Here is an 18,623-nt window from a genome sequence, read left to right as displayed (position 1 = left end):
TTACAGCCTTTGCAGTCAGAACGTATGTCTCCTCAAGTATATCATGAGGAAAACTATTATACAAGCATGACGCGGTTTACGGTATAACATTGACGGTTTACGTTATCTGTTATTTTTACAGTAGAAAAGATGCTATGATAGCATCAGTGAATCAGGGGTATGACAGTGGCATACTGATGAAGAAGAAAGGAGCACACGGGGAGCTATGAGAAAGCTGGATTTTAACAGAGGATGGACGTACAGACGGGCCCGGGAAGAAGGAGCCGGAAAGGAAATAAGGCTTCCGCACGATGCCATGATATCCGAGCAACGTACTGAGGACAGCGCGGGCGGCATCAACACAGGATGGTTTGAGGGATTTGATTATATTTATGAGAAGGAATTTGATGTCCCGAAAGAGTATGAAGGGCAGTATGTCAGTTTTGAATTTGAAGGAATATATCATAATGCAGAGGTATATCTGAACGGGAAAAAGGCGGCATTCCGGCCGTACGGATATTCCGACTTCTATGTCGATGCGGCAGGATATCTGAAATACGGGGAGAAGAATCAGATACGCGTGATCGCCCGCAATGCGGACCAGCCCAACAGCAGGTGGTATTCCGGCGCCGGGATCTACCGCCCGGTGTGGATGTATACGGCGCCGGCGGGACATATCCTGACGAACGGCATCCGGATCCGCACCCTCAGCACAGATCCTGCAATGATCGAGGTGGAGATCCGAACTACCTGCGCGGGAGAACTGAACATACAGATCATGCCTTTGGCGGAGGACGGGAAGGCAGAGCCTGCTGTGGTCACGATAAGTGAGTATACGGACGGGGCGGCTGTCATTCAGGCGGAGATCCCGGACGCTCGGCTCTGGAGTCCGGACACGCCTGATCTTTACCGGCTCAGGGCGGAGTTTTCCCCGGAGTATCAGCTCCCCGTGGAGACGGTGAGCTCAGACCGGGATCATGACACGGAAGAGATCACGTTCGGTCTTCGCATCGTCGGCTGGGACACGGAGAAAGGTTTCTCCATCAACGGGAAAAGGGTGATCTTAAGAGGCGCATGTATCCACCACGACAACGGTGTGCTGGGCGCCTGCTGTTATCCGGAAGCTGAGGAACGTAAGGTACGGCTTCTGAAAGAGAACGGCTACAATGCCATCCGTTCTGCCCACAATCCGTGTTCCAAAGCGATGCTTGAGGCATGCGACCGTCTGGGAATGCTCGTGATGGATGAATTTGTAGACGTATGGTACATCCACAAGACCGAGTATGATTATGTCAGTTATTTCGAGGAGTGGTGGAAGCAGGATCTCAAGGATATGGTACGCAAAGACTATAACCACCCGTGCGTTGTCATGTATTCGACCGGAAATGAAGTGTCTGAGACTGCGCAGCCGAAAGGAATCCACCTGACGAAGAAGATGACAGAATACCTGCACCATCTGGACAGAACCCGTCCGGTGACCTGCGGCGTCAATATTTTCTTCAATTTCTTAAGTTCTATCGGCTTTGGAGTGTACAGTGACAAGAAAGCGAAGAAAGAAGCAGAGAAAGCAGAGAAAAATAAGGCGGGCGGTCCGAACCAGAAGAAGAAAAAAGCGGTCGGGAGCCAGTTCTTTAATGATCTGGCGGGAATGCTCGGAAGCGGATTTATGAAGACCGGAGCTACATTTTACGGATGTGACGTGAAGACGAGGGACGCCTTTGCCAATATGGACATTGCAGGATATAACTACGGCATCAAGCGATACCGCCACGACCTGAAAAAGTATCCGGACAGGCTGATCCTCGGAAGTGAGACATTTTGCTCGGACGCGTATGAATTCTGGGAGATGGCAAAGAAGAATCCGAGGATCATCGGAGACTTTGTTTGGGCCGGAATAGATTATCTCGGAGAGGTGGGAGTCGGTTCCTGGGAGTACAGTGACTATGCGCCGGACTTTTCCCACGGACCGGGCTGGATCACGGCGGGGAGCGGAAGGATCGATCTGACCGGAAAGCCTCTCGCAGAGGCAGGCTATACAAAGACAGCTTTTGAACTGACAGACAGACCGGTCATTGCAGTGCGTCCGGTCAACCACACAGATGAGAAGCACTCTCCGTCGGCATGGAAGATGACCAATGCAGTAGAGTCCTGGTCCTGGGCAGGCTGCGAAGGGAAGAAAGCGTATGTGGAAGTATATGCCCGCGCTGCAAAGATCGCTCTCTTCCTGAATGGAAGACTCATAGGCAGCAGGGAATTAAAGAACCGGTGTGACACAACATTTACTGTGGAGTACAGACCGGGCAGGCTTGAGGCAGCAGCCTATGATGCCGGCGGCAGAGAGATTTCCAGAAGCGCTCTTGAAACAGCGGGCAGTGAGACAGTACTGCGGGCTGTGCCGGAGAGGAAGAACGTGCGGCCGGCCGGACTGTGCTTTATCCGGCTTCAGTATACTGATAAAGCAGGAACAGTCAAGCCGCTTGAGAGGGGGATCCTCCGTGTAAATGTGACGAACGGAGAGCTTCTCGGTCTGGGAAACGGGTGCCCGTACAATGAGATCGGATACTGTGAAGATAAGACGGACACATATTTCGGCGAGGCGCTTGCGGTCGTGAGAGCTGCAGAAGGCACGGGCGCGAGACCTGTTGTTGTGGAAGTGACTGACGGGAAGCGGACCGGTCTGACGGAAATTGAGATTGAATACAGCGCAGCGGATTCTGAGTGATTTACTGAAAAAGTGTAACAGTTCAGTCCGCGCCATTTGCAAAGTCGCATAAAGATATATAGATGGGCCTACAAGACAAAACACGTCAAAAGAACGACCATTCACGGACGTTTTGATCTGCGGAAGAGGTAAAGTGCTATGATAGCGACAGTGAAAGGAGTTTTGGGTGAGGGGCCTAAGAGGAGGAAAAAGTAATGCTGAAAATCAGCAGTCTGACAGTAGAGCATCTGTCGGAAGGGTGTGTGACGGATAAGCCGGATCCGGGGATCTCATTCCGGCTTACGAGCGACCGGCAGAATGTGAATTTGAAAAAGGCAAAGATTACAGTAAACGGATGGACGGAAGAGACGGATTCCCAGATCCTCATACCGTACAGAGGAAATGCACTGCAGCCGTTTACCGTGTACCGGGTAAATGTTACGGCGGAGGACGATGCCGGAGAGACAGCACAGGCAGCAGTCTCTTTTGAGACCGGCAGGATGGGGACGCCGTGGAATGCAGAGTGGATCTCGGACGGAGCATACAGCTTTACGGAAAAGAAAGTGTCTCCGGTACCGATGATGTTCCGGAAAAAGATCAAGTGCACAAAGAAAGTGAGAGAGGCGAAGCTGTACGCAACGGCGCTGGGGATTTATGAACTGGCTGTGGACGGGAAAAAAGTGGGAGACAGGTATTTTGCCCCCGGCTTTACTTCATATAAACATGAGATGCAGTATCAGGTCTATGATGTCACTGATATGCTCACAGGAGATAACACACTGACAGCGGTCGTCGCCGGAGGATGGGCGGTCGGTTCCTTTGTATTTACGAGGATCAACCGGCATGATGCCGACCGGCAGGCACTTCTGGCGGAATTGAGGATCACTTATGAGGACGGCACGCAGGAGGTGATCGGCACTGACAGCTCGTGGGAAGTGACTGAGGACGGACCATACCGGATGGCAGATATCTATGACGGCGAAACTTATGATGCTTCGGTAGATGAAGAAAAAATCATATGGAGGCAGGCCCTTCCCGAACGATTGAAATTCGTCCCGGACCTGAGGGCGGATTACAGCAGCCCGGTGCGCTCCCATGAGGAGATAAAGCCCGTATCCTGCAATAAACGTTCCGACGGGACTTTGATCTACGACTTCGGTCAGAACTTTGCAGGTGTGATAAAGCTTAAGATAAGAGGAAGAAAGGGCCAGGTCATTAAAGTAAGGCATGCGGAGATCTTAAACAAAGACGGCAGCCTGAATGTGGAATTCCTGCGCACGGCTAAAGCGACAGCCACGTATACATGCAGGGACGGACAGCAGGAATACAGCCCCCGGCTTACCTATATGGGATTCCGCTATATCAGTGTAGAGGGGATCAGGCAGGAGGATATAGAGGTCACGGCTCTGACCCTGTATTCGGATATAAAGGAGATAGGGAATTTTATCTGTTCGGATGAGAGGATCAACCGCCTCCAGAGAAATATCCTCTGGAGCAGCAAATCAAACTTTGTGGAAATCCCTACAGACTGTCCGCAGAGGGACGAGCGTATGGGATGGACCGGAGATATCGCGGTATTCGCTCCGACGGCATGTTTTAATTTCGATATCGGCCGTTTTATCAAAAAGTGGCTTATCGATGTCAAGGCGGAACAGCTGCCCACCGGAGGTATCCCCAATACGGTTCCGGCACAGGGATACGGTTTCCCGGCGACTATGCCGTCCATGGCGATCGACTGGTGGGGCGACGCCTGTGTGCTCGTGCCATGGGCACAGTACATGGCGGCAGGAGATGAACAGGTCTTAAGGGACATGTATCCTGTCATGAAAAAATATGTGAAGGCCTGCCGTTTCTGGGCAGGATTCGGCATAGGCAGGCACAGATATATCTGGAATACTCCCTCTGTGCTGCATTTCGGAGACTGGGTAGCCCCGGATGTGCCGAAGATGTCCCAGTGGCAGAAGAGGAGCAAGTGGACAGCAACAGCCAGCCTGTACAATACGAGCCGTCTTACGGCAATGACAGCAGATATCCTGGGAGAAAAGGAAGACGCAAAATATTTTAATCAGCTCTCCGAAAGAGTTGCGGATGCATATATCTCCGTATTTACAGACGGAAACGGAAAAATGAAAGAAGAATTCCAGACCGCATACGTACTGCCTCTGTGGTTTAAGATGTTCCCGGAAAATGTACAGAAGAAAGCAGCGGAAAACCTTGCAGAACTGGTGAAAGCATCGGATTACTGTATCGGTACCGGTTTCCCGGGCACGCCTTATATATTGTTTGCGCTTGCAGACAACGGGCAGGAAGATACGGCATTTAAAATGCTGACAAATACAAAGTGTCCGTCATGGCTCTATGAGGTAAAATCCGGAGCAACTACTATATGGGAGCGCTGGGACGGGCTGGACGAGAACGGAGAATGCCCGATCAGCGACGATGGAACCGACATGATGATCTCTTATAATCACTACGCTTCCGGCGCCGTAGGGGCGTTCCTCTATGAGAGGGTGGCCGGAATCGAGGCGATAGAACCGGGATACAGGACATTTCGGATCCGGCCTCTGGCGGGCGGCGGCATCACTTACGCAAGAGGAACTACAGTCACTCCGTACGGCAGGATCGTATCAGACTGGAAGATCGCGGACGGAACATTTTACCTGGACATAGAAGTTCCTGTGGGAACAAAGTGCGCAGTCACTATGCCGGACGGGCGTACATCGGAGTACGGCAGCGGGAATTATCATCTGAGCTGTCCGTACACATAGACGATGTCCGGGAAGATAAGCAGTGCCCGCACAGTTTGCGCGGCAGATGATCCGGAGCATTCCGCTCTGTTTATAGAAAGAAAAGAGAAAGGAAAAGGGGAATTATGAGTCGGCAAAAACAATCAAACTTCTGGAATACACCGCTGACATCCTCCCTGATCAAAGGGAAAGATGTCCGCCCTCCCGAGATGCTGATTGGGTATTTTATCGGACCGATCGGAGGACTTCTCTCATCGGGGATATTTACCAGTATCCTGAACACCTATTTTACAGATGTTCTGAAACTGGATCTGACATTTCTGACGACGCTGCAGCTGTTTTCAACGATACTGATCGTCATAGCGAACCTGGTTGTCGGACAGCTGATCGAGAGAACGAGGGTGCTTGCGGGAAAGGCAAGACCATGGATACTTCTGTCAGCTCTTACACTGTCAGTGGCATCGGTACTGATGTTTATCGTGCCTTTTGATGGTGTGATGAAGATGGTATGGATCGCGATCGCATACAATTTGTTCTACTCGGTCGCATATCCGATCTATAACACGGCAAACTCTACACTTGTCGCTGTATCCACGAGAAATTCGGATCAGAGAGGACAGCTGGCTTCCTTCAACAATATTGCAGGACTTGTGGCAATGGGAGCGGGATCCATGGTTTTCCCGATCCTCGTGTCATTTGCCCTGAAGGAAAACCAGGCATTGTGGTTTGCTGCGATGCTGGCAGTGGGCATCATTACGGCACTTACGATCTTCCTGCAGTATAAGTTCAGCCGGGAGCGCGTCACGGAAGAGCTCATGGCCGGCGGAGCGGGAGAGGAAGAAGGTAAGTCAAAGGTAAAAACAGCATCCATGGGAACACAGTTCAAAGCCGTGGCATCGGAAAAATGGTGGTGGGTCGTCATGATCTTCTATATGATCTTCCAGTTTTCCGGCGCCATCAAGAACGGATCTATGTCTTACTTCTGCCGGTGGGTACTTGACAACTCCGCGCTGGGACCGGATGGCTGGGGCACTTATCAGTCGATCCTTGCCGTGATGGGAGCAATCCCCATGGCGGTGGCAATGCTCTTTGTAAATCCGCTGTGTCAGAAGTTCGGCAAGCGAAAGACAGTAAGTGCTTTCTTAATACTCGGTGTTATCGGAGGCGTAATCGCCATTATGGGCGGAAGCAATATTGTTCCCGTGGCAGTCGGAGTAGCGCTGAAATGTCTGGGATCTTCGCCGGCATGCTACATGATCCTTGCCATGCTGGCTGATGTCATCGACCATATCGAGTGGAAGACAGGGCTTCGTACAGACGGCCTGACGATGTCTATCTACAGCTCACTCATGGTAGCGGCGTCGCCGGTCATGAATGCGGTATTCTCAGCCATCCTGAATATGGTGGGATACGATCAGAACCTGGTAGTCGGAACTGACATGCAGAGTGCTCTGGCACAGACGGGAATCTCGGTCAGCTATATCTGGTTCGAGACGATCGCATACGTGATATGCGCGATCCTTCTGTTCCTGTTCTTCCGCGTGGAAGATAATCTGAAAGAAGAGCAGGCCGAGATCGAGAAGAGGAACAATACGGATCTCACAGCTCATTAAGCTGAAAAAATAGATCAATAATCAAAGGAGGAGAAATTATGAGAGCAAAAAAACTTGCACCTGTCATGCGCGGTCTATCAGCGATAACTGCTTCCGTGATGGCACTGTCTATCGTGGGCGCGGACATTGCAGACGGATACCGCGCACGAATCGACGACTTTCTGGGAACCCAGAGTTACGTTACTAATACGGATGAGGATTCGGCACGATTTGTCAGTGACTATGCGACCTTCGAGGAAATGAAAGCCGCTGCGAAAGACATTGCCGTGCGGGAAGGAGAAGAGGGTACAGTCATTATGAAAAATGACAACAATGTACTGCCTCTTTCCGGCAAGAGTGTGGCACTGTTCGGTCTGGCAGCTTACGCGCCGTATCCTTATGCGAGCGGCGACCTTAAGGCGGGAAATGAAGATGCGGTGGATCTTGTACAGGCATTTCAGGATGCCGGGATTGAGATCAACCAGACTGTGATGGACTTCTACGAGAATGGCATCCTCAACGAGCATACGGAAGAGGTGCCGAACCAGTGGACCGGTGAGATAGAGATCCAGACAGCGTACGACAATATTTACGTGACTTCCCCGGGAGATATGACCACATATCAGATCAACGAAATACCGCCGTCAGAGTATGAGAACTTCGGTGCTCCGGCTGACTGGGAATCACAGATTGACAAGGATAATACAGTGGGAATCTGTGTATTTGCCCGCGGAGCAGGCGAGAGTAATACATATGCGCCCGGTTCAGCTGTAAATTATGCAGGAGAGGAGACCGGAGAAGATCCGCTTGCTCTCTCAGAGGATGAACTGGCCGTGATCGATGCGGCGAAAGAGACATGTTCCCAGGTAGTCGTTCTCATCAACTCGGGAAATACAATGATGCTCTCAGACATCGCAGCAGGCGGTGAGCACGAAGTAGACGGTATCGCATATATCGGATGCCTCAATGACTACCAGGCAACAGGCGTTGTCAATGTCCTTACAGGACAGATCAATGCGACCGGAGCCCTTCCGGATACTTATGTAGCAGATAACGCATCAATTCCGGCAGTACAGAACTTCGGCGGCGGCTACTATGCCGACTACGAAGTTGTAAACAGCGACGGAGATGATTCCCGTTATCCGGGTACAACTATTGAAAATGTTGAGGCAGGTTCTTTCGGCGGTACATCACCTACATATAACGGAGGAACTTATATTGTAGAGGCCGAAGGCATTTACGTCGGATATAAATACTATGAGACAAGATATTATGATTCCATTGCAAATCCGGATTCCGGAGCTGCTTCGAGTGCAGGCGCTACGCAGTCTGATGCATGGAATTACAATGAGGAAGTGATCTACGACTTCGGTCACGGTCTCAGTTATCTGGATTACGAGCAGTCTCTCAAGAGCATCGATGTAGACAGGACTGAGGACGGCAATATTACTGCGGTAGTTGAGATTACAAACAACAGCGATCAGGACGGACGATTCCTGGCTCAGCTGTATGTACAGCAGCCGTATACAGATTATGACAAAGAAAACAATGTAGAGAAATCTGCGGTAATGTTCCTTAACTCGGCGAAAGTAGACGTAGCTGCAGGGGCAACAGAAGAAGTTACGATCACGATTCCGACCAAGTATCTGGCAAGCTACGATTACACAAATGCCAAGACATATATCCTGGATGAAGGCGACTACTACTTTACGGCAGCAGCAGGTTCCCACGAGGCGGTAAACAACATCCTTGCCGCACAAGGCTATACGACTGCAGACGGTATGGACGCAGAGGCTTCCGGAGATGTACAGACATGGAATCTTGCAGAGTTTGATAATACCACATTTGCTATATCCAATGATACAGAAGTCACAAACGTGGCGGACGATGCAGATCTGAACTACTGGACAGAAGACGATACTGTAACATATCTGTCCCGTCAGGACTGGGAGGGCACATGGCCCGTTAACTACAATGAAGTTGAGATCAATATCAGCGACAGTCCGAAGAGTGAGGAGTGGATCGCAGAGCTTCGTGGCGAGACTTATACGATCCAGGATGGGGATGCCGCGACAGAGGGAACAGACAATGGACTCAGATTTGATACGACAAACATTCAGTACGAGCAGCTTGAAGATATTGCAGATCCGTTCTGGACAGAGCTTGTCGGACAGATCACGATCGATGAGGCAGTAGGAGCTGTCATCCACGGCGGAAGCCAGACAGATACACTGACCAATGTTGACAACCCGGTTGTTGTACAGAACGAAGGTGTCAGCGGTTTTACGGCTACATATACAGACGAAGAGACAGGTGAGACTTACCGGTTCAACGTACATTCACAGACACTGCTCGGATCATCTTTCAATCCGGAACTGGCTTACGACTGGGGACGTGTGGAAGGAAACTCCGGACTCTGGCTGCAGCGTTACCATCTGTGGGGCGTCGGTCTGACACAGAGACGTACACCTTACAATGGACGTAACTATGAGTACATTTCCGAGGATCCGATGCTGACGAACCGCATGGGTTACGGCGTGCTCCAGGGATGCGCTGACATGGGTATCCTCAACGGCCCGAAACACATGGGATTCAATGATCAGGAGCACAACCGTGCAGGTATCTCTGTTTACCTGAATGAGCAGAAATTCCGTGAGACAGATCTGCGCTGCTTCCAGGGCGGACTTGAGGATGCCGACGGCATGGCTGTAATGATCGCCTTCAACCGTATCGGTGCAACAAATGCTTCACACTATGCGCCGATGCTCCAGACGATCCTCCGCGGTGAGTGGGGATACACAGGTCTGATCTCGACCGATATGATGAACAACAACTATTACTTCAATCCGGAATCCATGATCATGGCAGGCATCACACAGGTTGCCGACTTTGCGACGAATGATAACCACATTAACATGGGAGACGGAGGAACAGACGCTACATGGGCTTATATTTCCGAGGATGCGGTGGCAAATGATGCTTCACTCGTTGATCAGGCCCGTGAGAACCTGAAATATCAGTTGTATACTTTCGCAAACAGTGCTGTTATGAACGTTTCCACAGAGAGAGTCCAGACATGGTGGGATACTGCCATCAGTACCGTGACATACGTCAGCGGAGCTCTGGCCGTGATCACACTTGCGGCATGGATCGTGCTCACTGTGAAACCGGCGAAGAAAAAGGAGGACTAACTATGATTAAGAAACAGTCTGTCGGAATCTGGTTTAATATTATCGTGGCGGTACTGACGATTGTATCCGTCATTGTCTACAGCGTGAATATTTCCGGCGAAGGATATTTCCAGAATGCTTCTGTTGCCAATCTGGTCGCATATTGCGTGATTGCCGTGGTCATGCTGGCGGCGGTCATTGCCCTGGCACAGCCAAAGGTAACCGGAACGGCTGCTATTGTGACAGAGATCATTTCCGGACTTTTAAGGATAGCGGTTCCGGTACTGCTCACACTCTGTCTGGTCAATCTGATCAGCGCAAGAGCGGAAGGACTGGGCTTCATCTATTTTTCGAATGCTGATGTCCTTCAGGAAGTACAGACGCCGGCAAATATGTCTTCCGCAACCGGAACGATCGCAAATATGATCTGCCTGGGAGCTGCTGCTGTATTTGCTATGATAGCTGCTTTCTTCACACTTCGCAAAAAAGAGGCATAGAGAAGCAAATAAACTGAATATGAGATAAAATATTCCGGCTGCGGATCTGACGTGAACAGAACACGTCAGGTCTGCAGCCGGTTGAATTTTGTTTTCATATTAGTGTAAAAGATGGTATACTGATACATAGGATGCCGGGAGTAAAAGTTACTTTGCACCAACAGATACTGAGGAGGAAAGGAGAGGCGGGCATGTACCATATCGCAGTAGTGGAAGATGATAAGATGTATGCCGCACAGTTGAAGGAATACCTGAAGCAGTACGAAAAAGAGAAAAAGCAGAAGATATCTGTCACTATGTTTTCTGACGGAGAAGACATCGTGACGGATTACTCTGCAGATTTCGATATCATCCTCATGGACATTGAGATGAAATTTTTAGATGGAATGTCTGCGGCGGAGCGGATCAGGGAGAAAGACTCCGAAGTTATTATTATATTCATAACTAATATGCCTCAGTATGCGATTCAGGGATACCGTGTGGATGCGCTGGATTACGTGCTCAAACCGTTGTCTTATTTTGCGTTTTCTCAGCGGATCGACAGAGCGCTTTCAAGGATACGGAAGAACGATGTACGGTTTGTCGTGATTCCGCTGAAAGGAGGCAGAAGGAAGGTGGACGTATCGCTCCTGTGTTATGTAGAAGTGCGGGATCATGATCTGATCTACCATACAGTCGATGGGAATTTTACGACAAAAGGAACAATAAAAGACGCGGAAGATGCTCTGAAAGAAGAGAATTTCTTCCGATGCAACCGCTGCTATCTCGTTAATCTCGATTATGTGGAGAACTTTCAGGGGAGCGATGTTACGGTGAACGGGGATGTGATACAGGTGAGCCGTTCGCGGAAGAAAGTATTTCTTGATGCACTGAACGACTATATGAATGAGGTGGGAAAATGAGCGGAATTGTGAATACGCCGGGATATTACTATTCCATCGCGTATATTCTTGCCGCGTTTATTGTGACGTGTACGAATCGCAAAAGAGTTACGGGATGGAAGAGATATCTGACACATTTTATATTTTTTGCCGCCCTTATCTGCTTCATGTGGATGACGGACGGCGTGCGGCAGGTGCTGTTCCTGCCGGCGATGACAGTGTCGATCACACTGATCATGCTCTATCTGTATGTGAGCTGTGAATTCACTGTTTCTGAAGCGGGCTACTATTGCGCCAGGGCGTTTATTACGGGAGAGTTTGCGGCATCCCTGTGCTGGCAGATCTATTTCTACACGAGAGGAAGTATCCAGGACGGGCATGATTCCCTCTGGAAATGGGGAGAACTGATCGTGGTATACGGCATTATTTTCCTGGTCATCTGGCTGATCGAGAGGGGGCTTCAGAAAGACGTGGTGAATGTCCGGATCAACAGGCGGGAGCTGATGACGGTCATCGTGATCACGATTGCCGTGTTTGCTGTGAGTAATATGAGCTATCTGGATCAGAATACGATGTTCAGCAGCCCGTTTGCAGGGGAAATGTTTACGATCCGCACTCTGGTGGACCTAAGCGGCATGGCAGTTCTCTACGCCTACCATATCCAGACGAGAGAGCTCCAGATGAAGTTCGAGGTGGATACTCTCCAGAATATCCTGGAAATGCAGTATAAGAACTATCAGCTCTCTCAGGAGAGCATAGAGATCGTCAATCAGAAGTATCATGACCTGAAGCACCAGATCACACTGCTGAAAGCAGAGGCAAACAGCAGGAAATCGATAGAGTATCTGGAAGAAATGGAACAGGATATCCGCTCCTATGAAGCACAGAACAAGACAGGGAATAAGGTGCTCGATGCGGTGCTGACAAGCAAGAGTCTTTACTGTCAGAATAATGATATCAATCTGACCTGTGTGGCGGACGGCACGCTCCTTGACTTCATGGCAGAGATGGACATCAGCGCCCTGTTTGGCAATGTGCTCGACAATGCGATCGAGAGTGTGCAGAAACTGGATGATAAAGAGAAGCGTCTGATCCACCTGTCGGTGGCGGAGCAGAAGAGCTTTTTGAGAATCCGTGTTGAAAATTACACAGAAGAGAAGATATCATTCAGGAACGGAATGCCTGTCACAACTAAGAAGGACAAGCACCTGCACGGATTCGGGATGAAGAGTATCCAGAGCACAGTCAGGAAGTACGGAGGCTCTGTAACCACAGGAGTAAGAGACAACTGGTTTGAGCTTCGCGTGCTCATTCCTCTGAACCAGAGGAGTTAGAAAATCATACAGAGAGGGAGTATGTATATGTCAGAAGTGAGAAAACATATTGTATTTCACGGAAGAGTACAGGGAGTAGGATTTCGCTATACAGCGAAATATCTCGCCCGGTCCATGGATCTCACCGGATGGGTGCAGAACGAGTGGGACGGGACCGTGACCATGGAAGTACAGGGAAGAGAGACACTGATCAATAAGATGCTCGTGGGGCTGAACCACGACAGATTTATCACTGTTGAGTGGATGGATACAACAGAGATCCCGCTGCGCGATGATGAAAGGAGCTTTTCCGTGCGGTGAGCTTTCAAGTCTTATCATAAAAAACAACGAAGGAGAGAATAGACAATGAAATCAGGAAGCATGAAATTAGGATTTATCGGAACAGGAAACATGGCCGGAGCCATTATGGGCGGCATTATAAAGAATAAGATCTTCCGGCCTGAGGAGATCATCGGCGCTGATATCTCCCCGGCAGGGCGGGAGCGTGCGAAAGAGACGTACGGAATCTGTGTGACAGATAACAATCGTGAAGCGGCGGAGAAATCTGAAGTGCTGATCCTCTCGGTAAAGCCGCAGTATTATGCTGACGCTATCGCTGAGATCAGGGACTGCATAAGTGACGACCAGCTCATCATAACGATCGCACCGGGCAAGACGCTCGCATGGCTGGAAGAGCAGTTCGGCAAGGCGGTAAAGATCGTGCGCACCATGCCGAACACACCGGCTCTTGTAGGCGAAGGCATGACTGCTGCATGTGTGAATCAGTATGTGGCAGAAGAAGAGAAAGAATATGCGCTCAAGATTCTCAGCTCATTCGGCAAGGTGGAGATCGTGGCAGAGCATCTGATCGATGCGGTCGTGGCAGTGAGCGGCAGCTCCCCGGCCTATGTGTTCATGTTTATCGAGGCGATGGCGGATGCCGCCGTAGCAGAGGGGATGCCAAGGCCGCAGGCATACCAGTTCGCGGCGCAGGCAGTCTACGGCAGCGCGAAGATGGTACTCGAGACGGGAAAACATCCGGGCGAATTAAAAGATATGGTATGCTCCCCTGCGGGAACGACCATCGAAGCAGTCAGAGTCCTCGAGGAGAAGGGATTCCGCAGCGCGGTCATTGAAGCGATGAAAGCATGCGCGGATGTGTCAAGGAATATGTAAAAAGGTATCGTCCGTTAATTCGGAACGGACTTGCAGACAGGAGAGAGGAAGATGAAGATTCAGGGGCTGCAGAAGGTGACGCTGCTTGATTTCCCGGGCAGAGTTGCGTGCACGGTATTTCTCGCCGGGTGTAACTTCCGCTGTCCGTTTTGCCACAATGCGTCTCTTGTGACGCATATTGATCCGGAAAATGATATTTCTGAAGAAGAGGTCCTGATGTTTCTGAAAAAGCGCGCCGGCGTGCTGGACGGTGTGTGCATTACCGGAGGCGAACCTCTGATCTCTCCGGGGCTGGAAACATTTATGGAAAAGATAAAAGCTCTCGGCTATGAGATCAAGCTGGATACGAACGGGAGTAATGTCAACAGACTTTGTCATCTTACGGAAGCAGGACTTGTGGATTACGTGGCGATGGATATAAAGAATTCTCCTGAAAAGTACGGCGTAACGATCGGGCTTGATGACTATGATATGGAAAATGTAGAAGCGAGTGCCGGTTACCTCATGCAGGGGAATATACCGTATGAGTTCAGGACTACTGTAGTGAGAGAATTTCATAAGCGGGATGACTTTGAGGCAATCGGACGATGGCTGGCCGGTGCTGAAAAATATTACCTCCAGGCATTTGAGGATTCCGGCGACCTGATCAGACCGGGGCTTCGTGCCTACACAAGAGAGATCATGGATCAGGCGCTTGATATTGTGCGCAGATATGTTCCAAATGCCGAATTGAGAGGCATATAGGCAAGAGCCGCGGGACAGAGTATTGACGAAGACTGTCTTTTCCGTACAAGGATTTACAGAACAAGAACACCAATATCTAGTATTGATATGTTTTGCGTAAGTACTAGATATTGGTGCTTTTTATTGACACAGATTCCATACAGGTGATAGAATAGGATCAGATGCCGGCCGGCATAAGGACGGGTGAAGAAAATCATGAATATGACTGAGCAGAATCGGGAAAGGGGCATGAGATTATGTATCAGGTGAAGAAGAGAGACGGTAAGATTGCGGCATTTAATCTGGCCAAGATATCAGAAGCAATACGAAAAGCATTTGAGGCGCAGGAAAAAAACTACAATCAGGATATCATCGATATGCTGGCGCTGAAAGTGACGGCAGATTTTGAGCCGAAGATCAGCGAGAATCTGATCTCTGTGGAGGACATACAGGACAGTGTGGAGTCCGTTCTTATCCAGGCAGGATATGATGATGTGGCGAAAGGGTATATCCTGTACAGGAAACAGAGGGAGAAGATACGCAATTTGAATTCTACTCTTCTCGACTATAAAGAGATCGTGGACAGCTATGTCAAAGTGACGGACTGGAGAGTCAAGGAAAACTCTACGGTGACATATTCGGTCGGCGGTCTGATCCTGAGCAACTCCGGCGCGATTACGGCGAATTACTGGCTCTCTGAAATCTATGACGATGAGATCGGGAAGGCGCATAAGAATGCAGATATCCATATCCACGACCTTTCAATGCTGACAGGTTATTGTGCAGGGTGGTCGTTAAAGCAGCTTATCCAGGAAGGCCTGGGCGGCATCCCTGGCAGGATCACCTCTGCTCCGGCAAAGCATCTGAGTGTCCTCTGTAACCAGATGGTCAATTTCCTCGGGATCATGCAGAACGAGTGGGCAGGAGCGCAGGCATTTTCATCCTTTGATACATATCTGGCGCCGTTTGTAAAGACTGACCGTCTGACCTACCGGGAAGTAAAGAAATGTATCGAATCATTTATCTATGGAGTAAATATTCCTTCCCGCTGGGGAACACAGGCGCCGTTTTCTAATATTACGCTTGACTGGACTGTACCGGACGATCTGAGGAACCTGCCGGCGATCGTAGGCGGGGAAGAGATGGATTTTACATACGGAGACTGTAAGGAAGAAATGGATATGATCAATCGTGCATTCATCGAAACGATGATCGAAGGAGATGCGGAAGGACGCGGGTTCCAGTATCCTATACCGACCTATTCCATCACGAGTGATTTTGACTGGTCTGAGACAGAGAACAATAAACTTCTATTTGAAATGACGGCAAAATATGGAACGCCTTACTTTTCAAACTATATCAACAGCGATATGGAACCGAGCGATGTGCGCAGCATGTGCTGCCGTCTTCGTCTCGATCTGCGTGAGCTCCGCAAGAAATCAGGAGGCTTCTTCGGTAGCGGAGAGAGTACGGGATCAGTCGGTGTCGTGACGATCAATATGCCGAGAATAGCATATCTCTCGGATAATGTGGAAGAATTCTATAAGAGACTCGACCGGATGATGGATATTTCTGCAAGATCGCTCCATATCAAACGTACAGTCATTACAAAATTGCTGGATGAAGGTCTGTACCCGTATACGAAGAGATATCTCGGAACATTTGAGAATCATTTCTCTACGATCGGTCTGATCGGCATGAACGAAGCGTGCCTGAATGCAAAATGGCTCCGCCGGGATCTGACGCATACAGAGGCGCAGGAATTTACAAAAGCCGTGCTGAATCATATGAGGGAACGCCTCTCTGATTATCAGGAGCAGTACGGGGATCTCTACAATCTGGAGGCGACTCCGGCAGAATCTACCACGTACCGTCTGGCAAAGCACGATGTGGCACAGTTCCCGGATATCATTACGGCGGCAGAGAAGAATGGCACGCCGTATTATACGAACAGCTCCCATCTTCCGGTAGGGTATACGGACGATGTGTTCGAGGCGCTTGATATTCAGGACGAGCTGCAGACGCTCTACACGTCCGGTACAGTATTCCATACATTCCTGGGAGAAAAACTGCCCGACTGGAAAGCAGCGGCCTCCCTCGTGCGGAAGATAGCCGAAAATTATAAACTTCCATATTACACGATATCGCCGACGTATTCTATTTGTAAGAATCACGGTTACCTCCCGGGTGAGCAGTTCAAATGCCCGCACTGTGGAGAAGAGACAGAGGTCTACAGCAGGATCACGGGATATTATCGGCCGGTCAAAAACTGGAATGACGGAAAGACCCAGGAGTATAAAGAAAGAAGAGTGTATGACATCACACACTCCCGTATGAGACCGCGTACTGCGGCGGCAGCGGAAGAAGCGGAAAAATCAGATCCGGAAAGCGGCGGAGAAGAGTTAAAGACACTGCTCTTTACTACAAAGACATGTCCCAACTGCCGTGTGGCGATGAATTCTCTGGAGAAAGCCGACATATCATATGAAGTAGTCGACGCAGAGGAGCATATGGATCTGGTAGAAAAATATGGTATCATGCAGGCGCCAACCCTGATTATAGTAAAAGATGGTCAGGTGACGAAACTGGCAAATGCATCAAATATAAAAAAATATGCAGAAAAGGAAGGTTGATCATATGTACGATATTGGTATCATAGGCGGTGGAACCGCCGGAATGACAGCTGCCATCTACGGGCAGCGGGCCGGAAAACAGACGGTCATTATTGAAGGCAGCACATTCGGAGGCCAGATTACATCTTCACCTAATGTGGAAAATTATCCGGGAATCGCCAGCGTGAGCGGAAGTGAGTTCTCTATGAACCTGCTGGATCAGGCGATGAAACTGGGAACCGAGACAGTAATGGAACAGGTGACGGGGATTCGAGACGAGGGTGCGGTCAAGGTCATTGAGACTACCGGTAAAGAGTATCCATGCAGAAGTATCATTCTGGCAACCGGTGTGACACACCGCCATCTCGGAGTACCGAATGAGGAGCGCCTGACAGGGGCCGGAGTCTCCTATTGTGCTACATGTGACGGTATGTTCTTCCGAGGAAGAGACGTAGCTGTCGTCGGCGGCGGGAGCACGGCACTTCAGGATGCCGAATTCCTCTCCAATTACTGCCGTAAAGTGTACCTGATCCATCGGAGAGATGAGTTCCGCGGGGAGGACAGTATCGTAAAACGTCTGCAGGGAAAAGAAAATGTAGAATTTGTCCTGAATACAATAGTAAAAGAAATCATTGGTGACACATCAGTTGAACGGCTGATCGTGAATAACAAAAAGACAGGAAAAGAATATAAGCTGGAAGTATCCGGCGTGTTTATTGCAGTCGGCCAGATTCCGCAGAACGAAATTTTCGCAGAGACTGTAAAACTGGACGGGAACGGCTTTATCCTTGCCTCAGAGGACTGCATGACATCCCACCCGGGAATTTTCGCCGCGGGCGACTGCCGCACAAAAGAAGTAAGACAGCTCACTACAGCAGCGGCAGACGGAGCAGTGGCGGCACTGGCCGCGTGCAAATATATAGCAGAGTAAATTCATTCATATTGAACAGATAGTACTGCGGTAGTAAAGAGATATACTAACCGAACAGCAGTCCACTTATTCTCATCCGTAGCGCTATCTTTCAACAAACATTCATACAAATCGGAAGAGATCGGAACTTCATCGACTGCCGTTCCTTTTCAATAGGTTTCTAGGTTGTCTATACTGACAGTCTGTCTGACAAAAACGAAAGTTGTAAAAACTGGTGGAAAAAGGATCGTAGTTGAGAAAGCACCGGTTTTGTTCCTCCCGATAGAAATTCGATTTTCGGAATGGGAAAGAAAGCAGCCGG

12 protein-coding genes are annotated in these 18,623 nt (G+C 49.7%); all 12 read left to right on the top strand.

The genetic code is table 11. The features are described 5' to 3' along the window. Positions 1-205: 205 nt before the first annotated feature. The 12 genes from FNY66_RS05620 to trxB all read left to right on the top strand — a co-directional run bounded on the left by FNY66_RS05620 (position 206) and on the right by trxB (position 18,322). Entirely contained in the window at positions 206-2,701 is a 2,496-nt protein-coding gene (locus FNY66_RS05620; RefSeq protein ID WP_150310532.1) for a glycoside hydrolase family 2 TIM barrel-domain containing protein, read from the top strand. Between the two features lie 194 nt (positions 2,702-2,895). Beyond that, positions 2,896-5,448 (top strand): family 78 glycoside hydrolase catalytic domain, encoded by a 2,553-nt coding sequence (locus FNY66_RS05615; RefSeq protein ID WP_087150934.1) that lies wholly within the window; start codon positions 2,896-2,898, stop codon positions 5,446-5,448. A gap of 104 nt (positions 5,449-5,552) precedes the next feature. Continuing rightward, positions 5,553-7,040 (top strand): MFS transporter, encoded by a 1,488-nt coding sequence (locus FNY66_RS05610; protein ID WP_150310531.1) that lies wholly within the window; start codon positions 5,553-5,555, stop codon positions 7,038-7,040. Positions 7,041-7,078: 38 nt separating this feature from the next. Further along, a complete protein-coding gene (locus tag FNY66_RS05605; protein ID WP_087150936.1) occupies positions 7,079-10,210 on the top strand; it encodes a glycoside hydrolase family 3 C-terminal domain-containing protein in 3,132 nt (1,043 codons plus the stop codon). A gap of 2 nt (positions 10,211-10,212) precedes the next feature. After that, entirely contained in the window at positions 10,213-10,686 is a 474-nt protein-coding gene (locus FNY66_RS05600; protein WP_087150937.1) for a hypothetical protein, read from the top strand. A 191-nt stretch (positions 10,687-10,877) separates the two neighbouring features. Next, positions 10,878-11,588, top strand: a complete 711-nt coding sequence (locus tag FNY66_RS05595) for a LytR/AlgR family response regulator transcription factor (protein ID WP_087150938.1) — start codon at positions 10,878-10,880, stop codon at positions 11,586-11,588. After that, positions 11,585-12,901, top strand: a complete 1,317-nt coding sequence (locus tag FNY66_RS05590; protein WP_087150939.1) for an ATP-binding protein — start codon at positions 11,585-11,587, stop codon at positions 12,899-12,901. The genes FNY66_RS05595 and FNY66_RS05590 overlap by 4 nt, the downstream gene beginning before the upstream one ends. Before the next feature lie 27 nt (positions 12,902-12,928). Continuing rightward, the gene (locus FNY66_RS05585; RefSeq protein WP_087150976.1) at positions 12,929-13,201 is read left to right on the top strand and encodes an acylphosphatase; all 273 of its coding nucleotides are present in this window, start codon (positions 12,929-12,931) and stop codon (positions 13,199-13,201) included. Positions 13,202-13,261: 60 nt separating this feature from the next. Then, positions 13,262-14,056 (top strand): pyrroline-5-carboxylate reductase, encoded by a 795-nt coding sequence (proC, locus tag FNY66_RS05580; protein WP_150310567.1) that lies wholly within the window; start codon positions 13,262-13,264, stop codon positions 14,054-14,056. A gap of 51 nt (positions 14,057-14,107) precedes the next feature. After that, positions 14,108-14,800: an anaerobic ribonucleoside-triphosphate reductase activating protein gene (locus tag FNY66_RS05575; RefSeq protein ID WP_150310530.1), complete on the top strand. Its 693-nt coding sequence runs from the start codon at positions 14,108-14,110 to the stop codon at positions 14,798-14,800. Between the two features lie 236 nt (positions 14,801-15,036). Next, a complete protein-coding gene (locus tag FNY66_RS05570; RefSeq protein ID WP_150310529.1) occupies positions 15,037-17,412 on the top strand; it encodes a ribonucleoside triphosphate reductase in 2,376 nt (791 codons plus the stop codon). Positions 17,413-17,416: 4 nt separating this feature from the next. Next, positions 17,417-18,322, top strand: coding sequence for a thioredoxin-disulfide reductase (gene trxB, locus FNY66_RS05565; protein ID WP_087150942.1), 906 nt, complete (start codon positions 17,417-17,419; stop codon positions 18,320-18,322). Positions 18,323-18,623: the final 301 nt, after the last annotated feature.

This window comes from Mediterraneibacter catenae, assembly GCF_008691045.1.
Lineage (GTDB): Bacteria > Bacillota > Clostridia > Lachnospirales > Lachnospiraceae > Mediterraneibacter > Mediterraneibacter ornithocaccae.
Note: the sequence above shows the minus strand (reverse complement) of the source record. Positions and strands in the feature narration are given on the sequence as shown.

Bases quoted from the DNA above. Each gene is read 5' to 3' on its own strand.
- FNY66_RS05620 (WP_150310532.1), top strand. From the start codon at position 206: ATGAGAAAGCTGGATTTTAACAGAGGATGGACGTACAGACGGGCCCGG.
- FNY66_RS05615 (WP_087150934.1), top strand. From the start codon at position 2,896: ATGCTGAAAATCAGCAGTCTGACAGTAGAGCATCTGTCGGAAGGGTGT.
- FNY66_RS05610 (WP_150310531.1), top strand. From the start codon at position 5,553: ATGAGTCGGCAAAAACAATCAAACTTCTGGAATACACCGCTGACATCC.
- FNY66_RS05605 (WP_087150936.1), top strand. From the start codon at position 7,079: ATGAGAGCAAAAAAACTTGCACCTGTCATGCGCGGTCTATCAGCGATA.
- FNY66_RS05600 (WP_087150937.1), top strand. From the start codon at position 10,213: ATGATTAAGAAACAGTCTGTCGGAATCTGGTTTAATATTATCGTGGCG.
- FNY66_RS05595 (WP_087150938.1), top strand. From the start codon at position 10,878: ATGTACCATATCGCAGTAGTGGAAGATGATAAGATGTATGCCGCACAG.
- FNY66_RS05590 (WP_087150939.1), top strand. From the start codon at position 11,585: ATGAGCGGAATTGTGAATACGCCGGGATATTACTATTCCATCGCGTAT.
- FNY66_RS05585 (WP_087150976.1), top strand. From the start codon at position 12,929: ATGTCAGAAGTGAGAAAACATATTGTATTTCACGGAAGAGTACAGGGA.
- proC (WP_150310567.1), top strand. From the start codon at position 13,262: ATGAAATTAGGATTTATCGGAACAGGAAACATGGCCGGAGCCATTATG.
- FNY66_RS05575 (WP_150310530.1), top strand. From the start codon at position 14,108: ATGAAGATTCAGGGGCTGCAGAAGGTGACGCTGCTTGATTTCCCGGGC.
- FNY66_RS05570 (WP_150310529.1), top strand. From the start codon at position 15,037: ATGTATCAGGTGAAGAAGAGAGACGGTAAGATTGCGGCATTTAATCTG.
- trxB (WP_087150942.1), top strand. From the start codon at position 17,417: ATGTACGATATTGGTATCATAGGCGGTGGAACCGCCGGAATGACAGCT.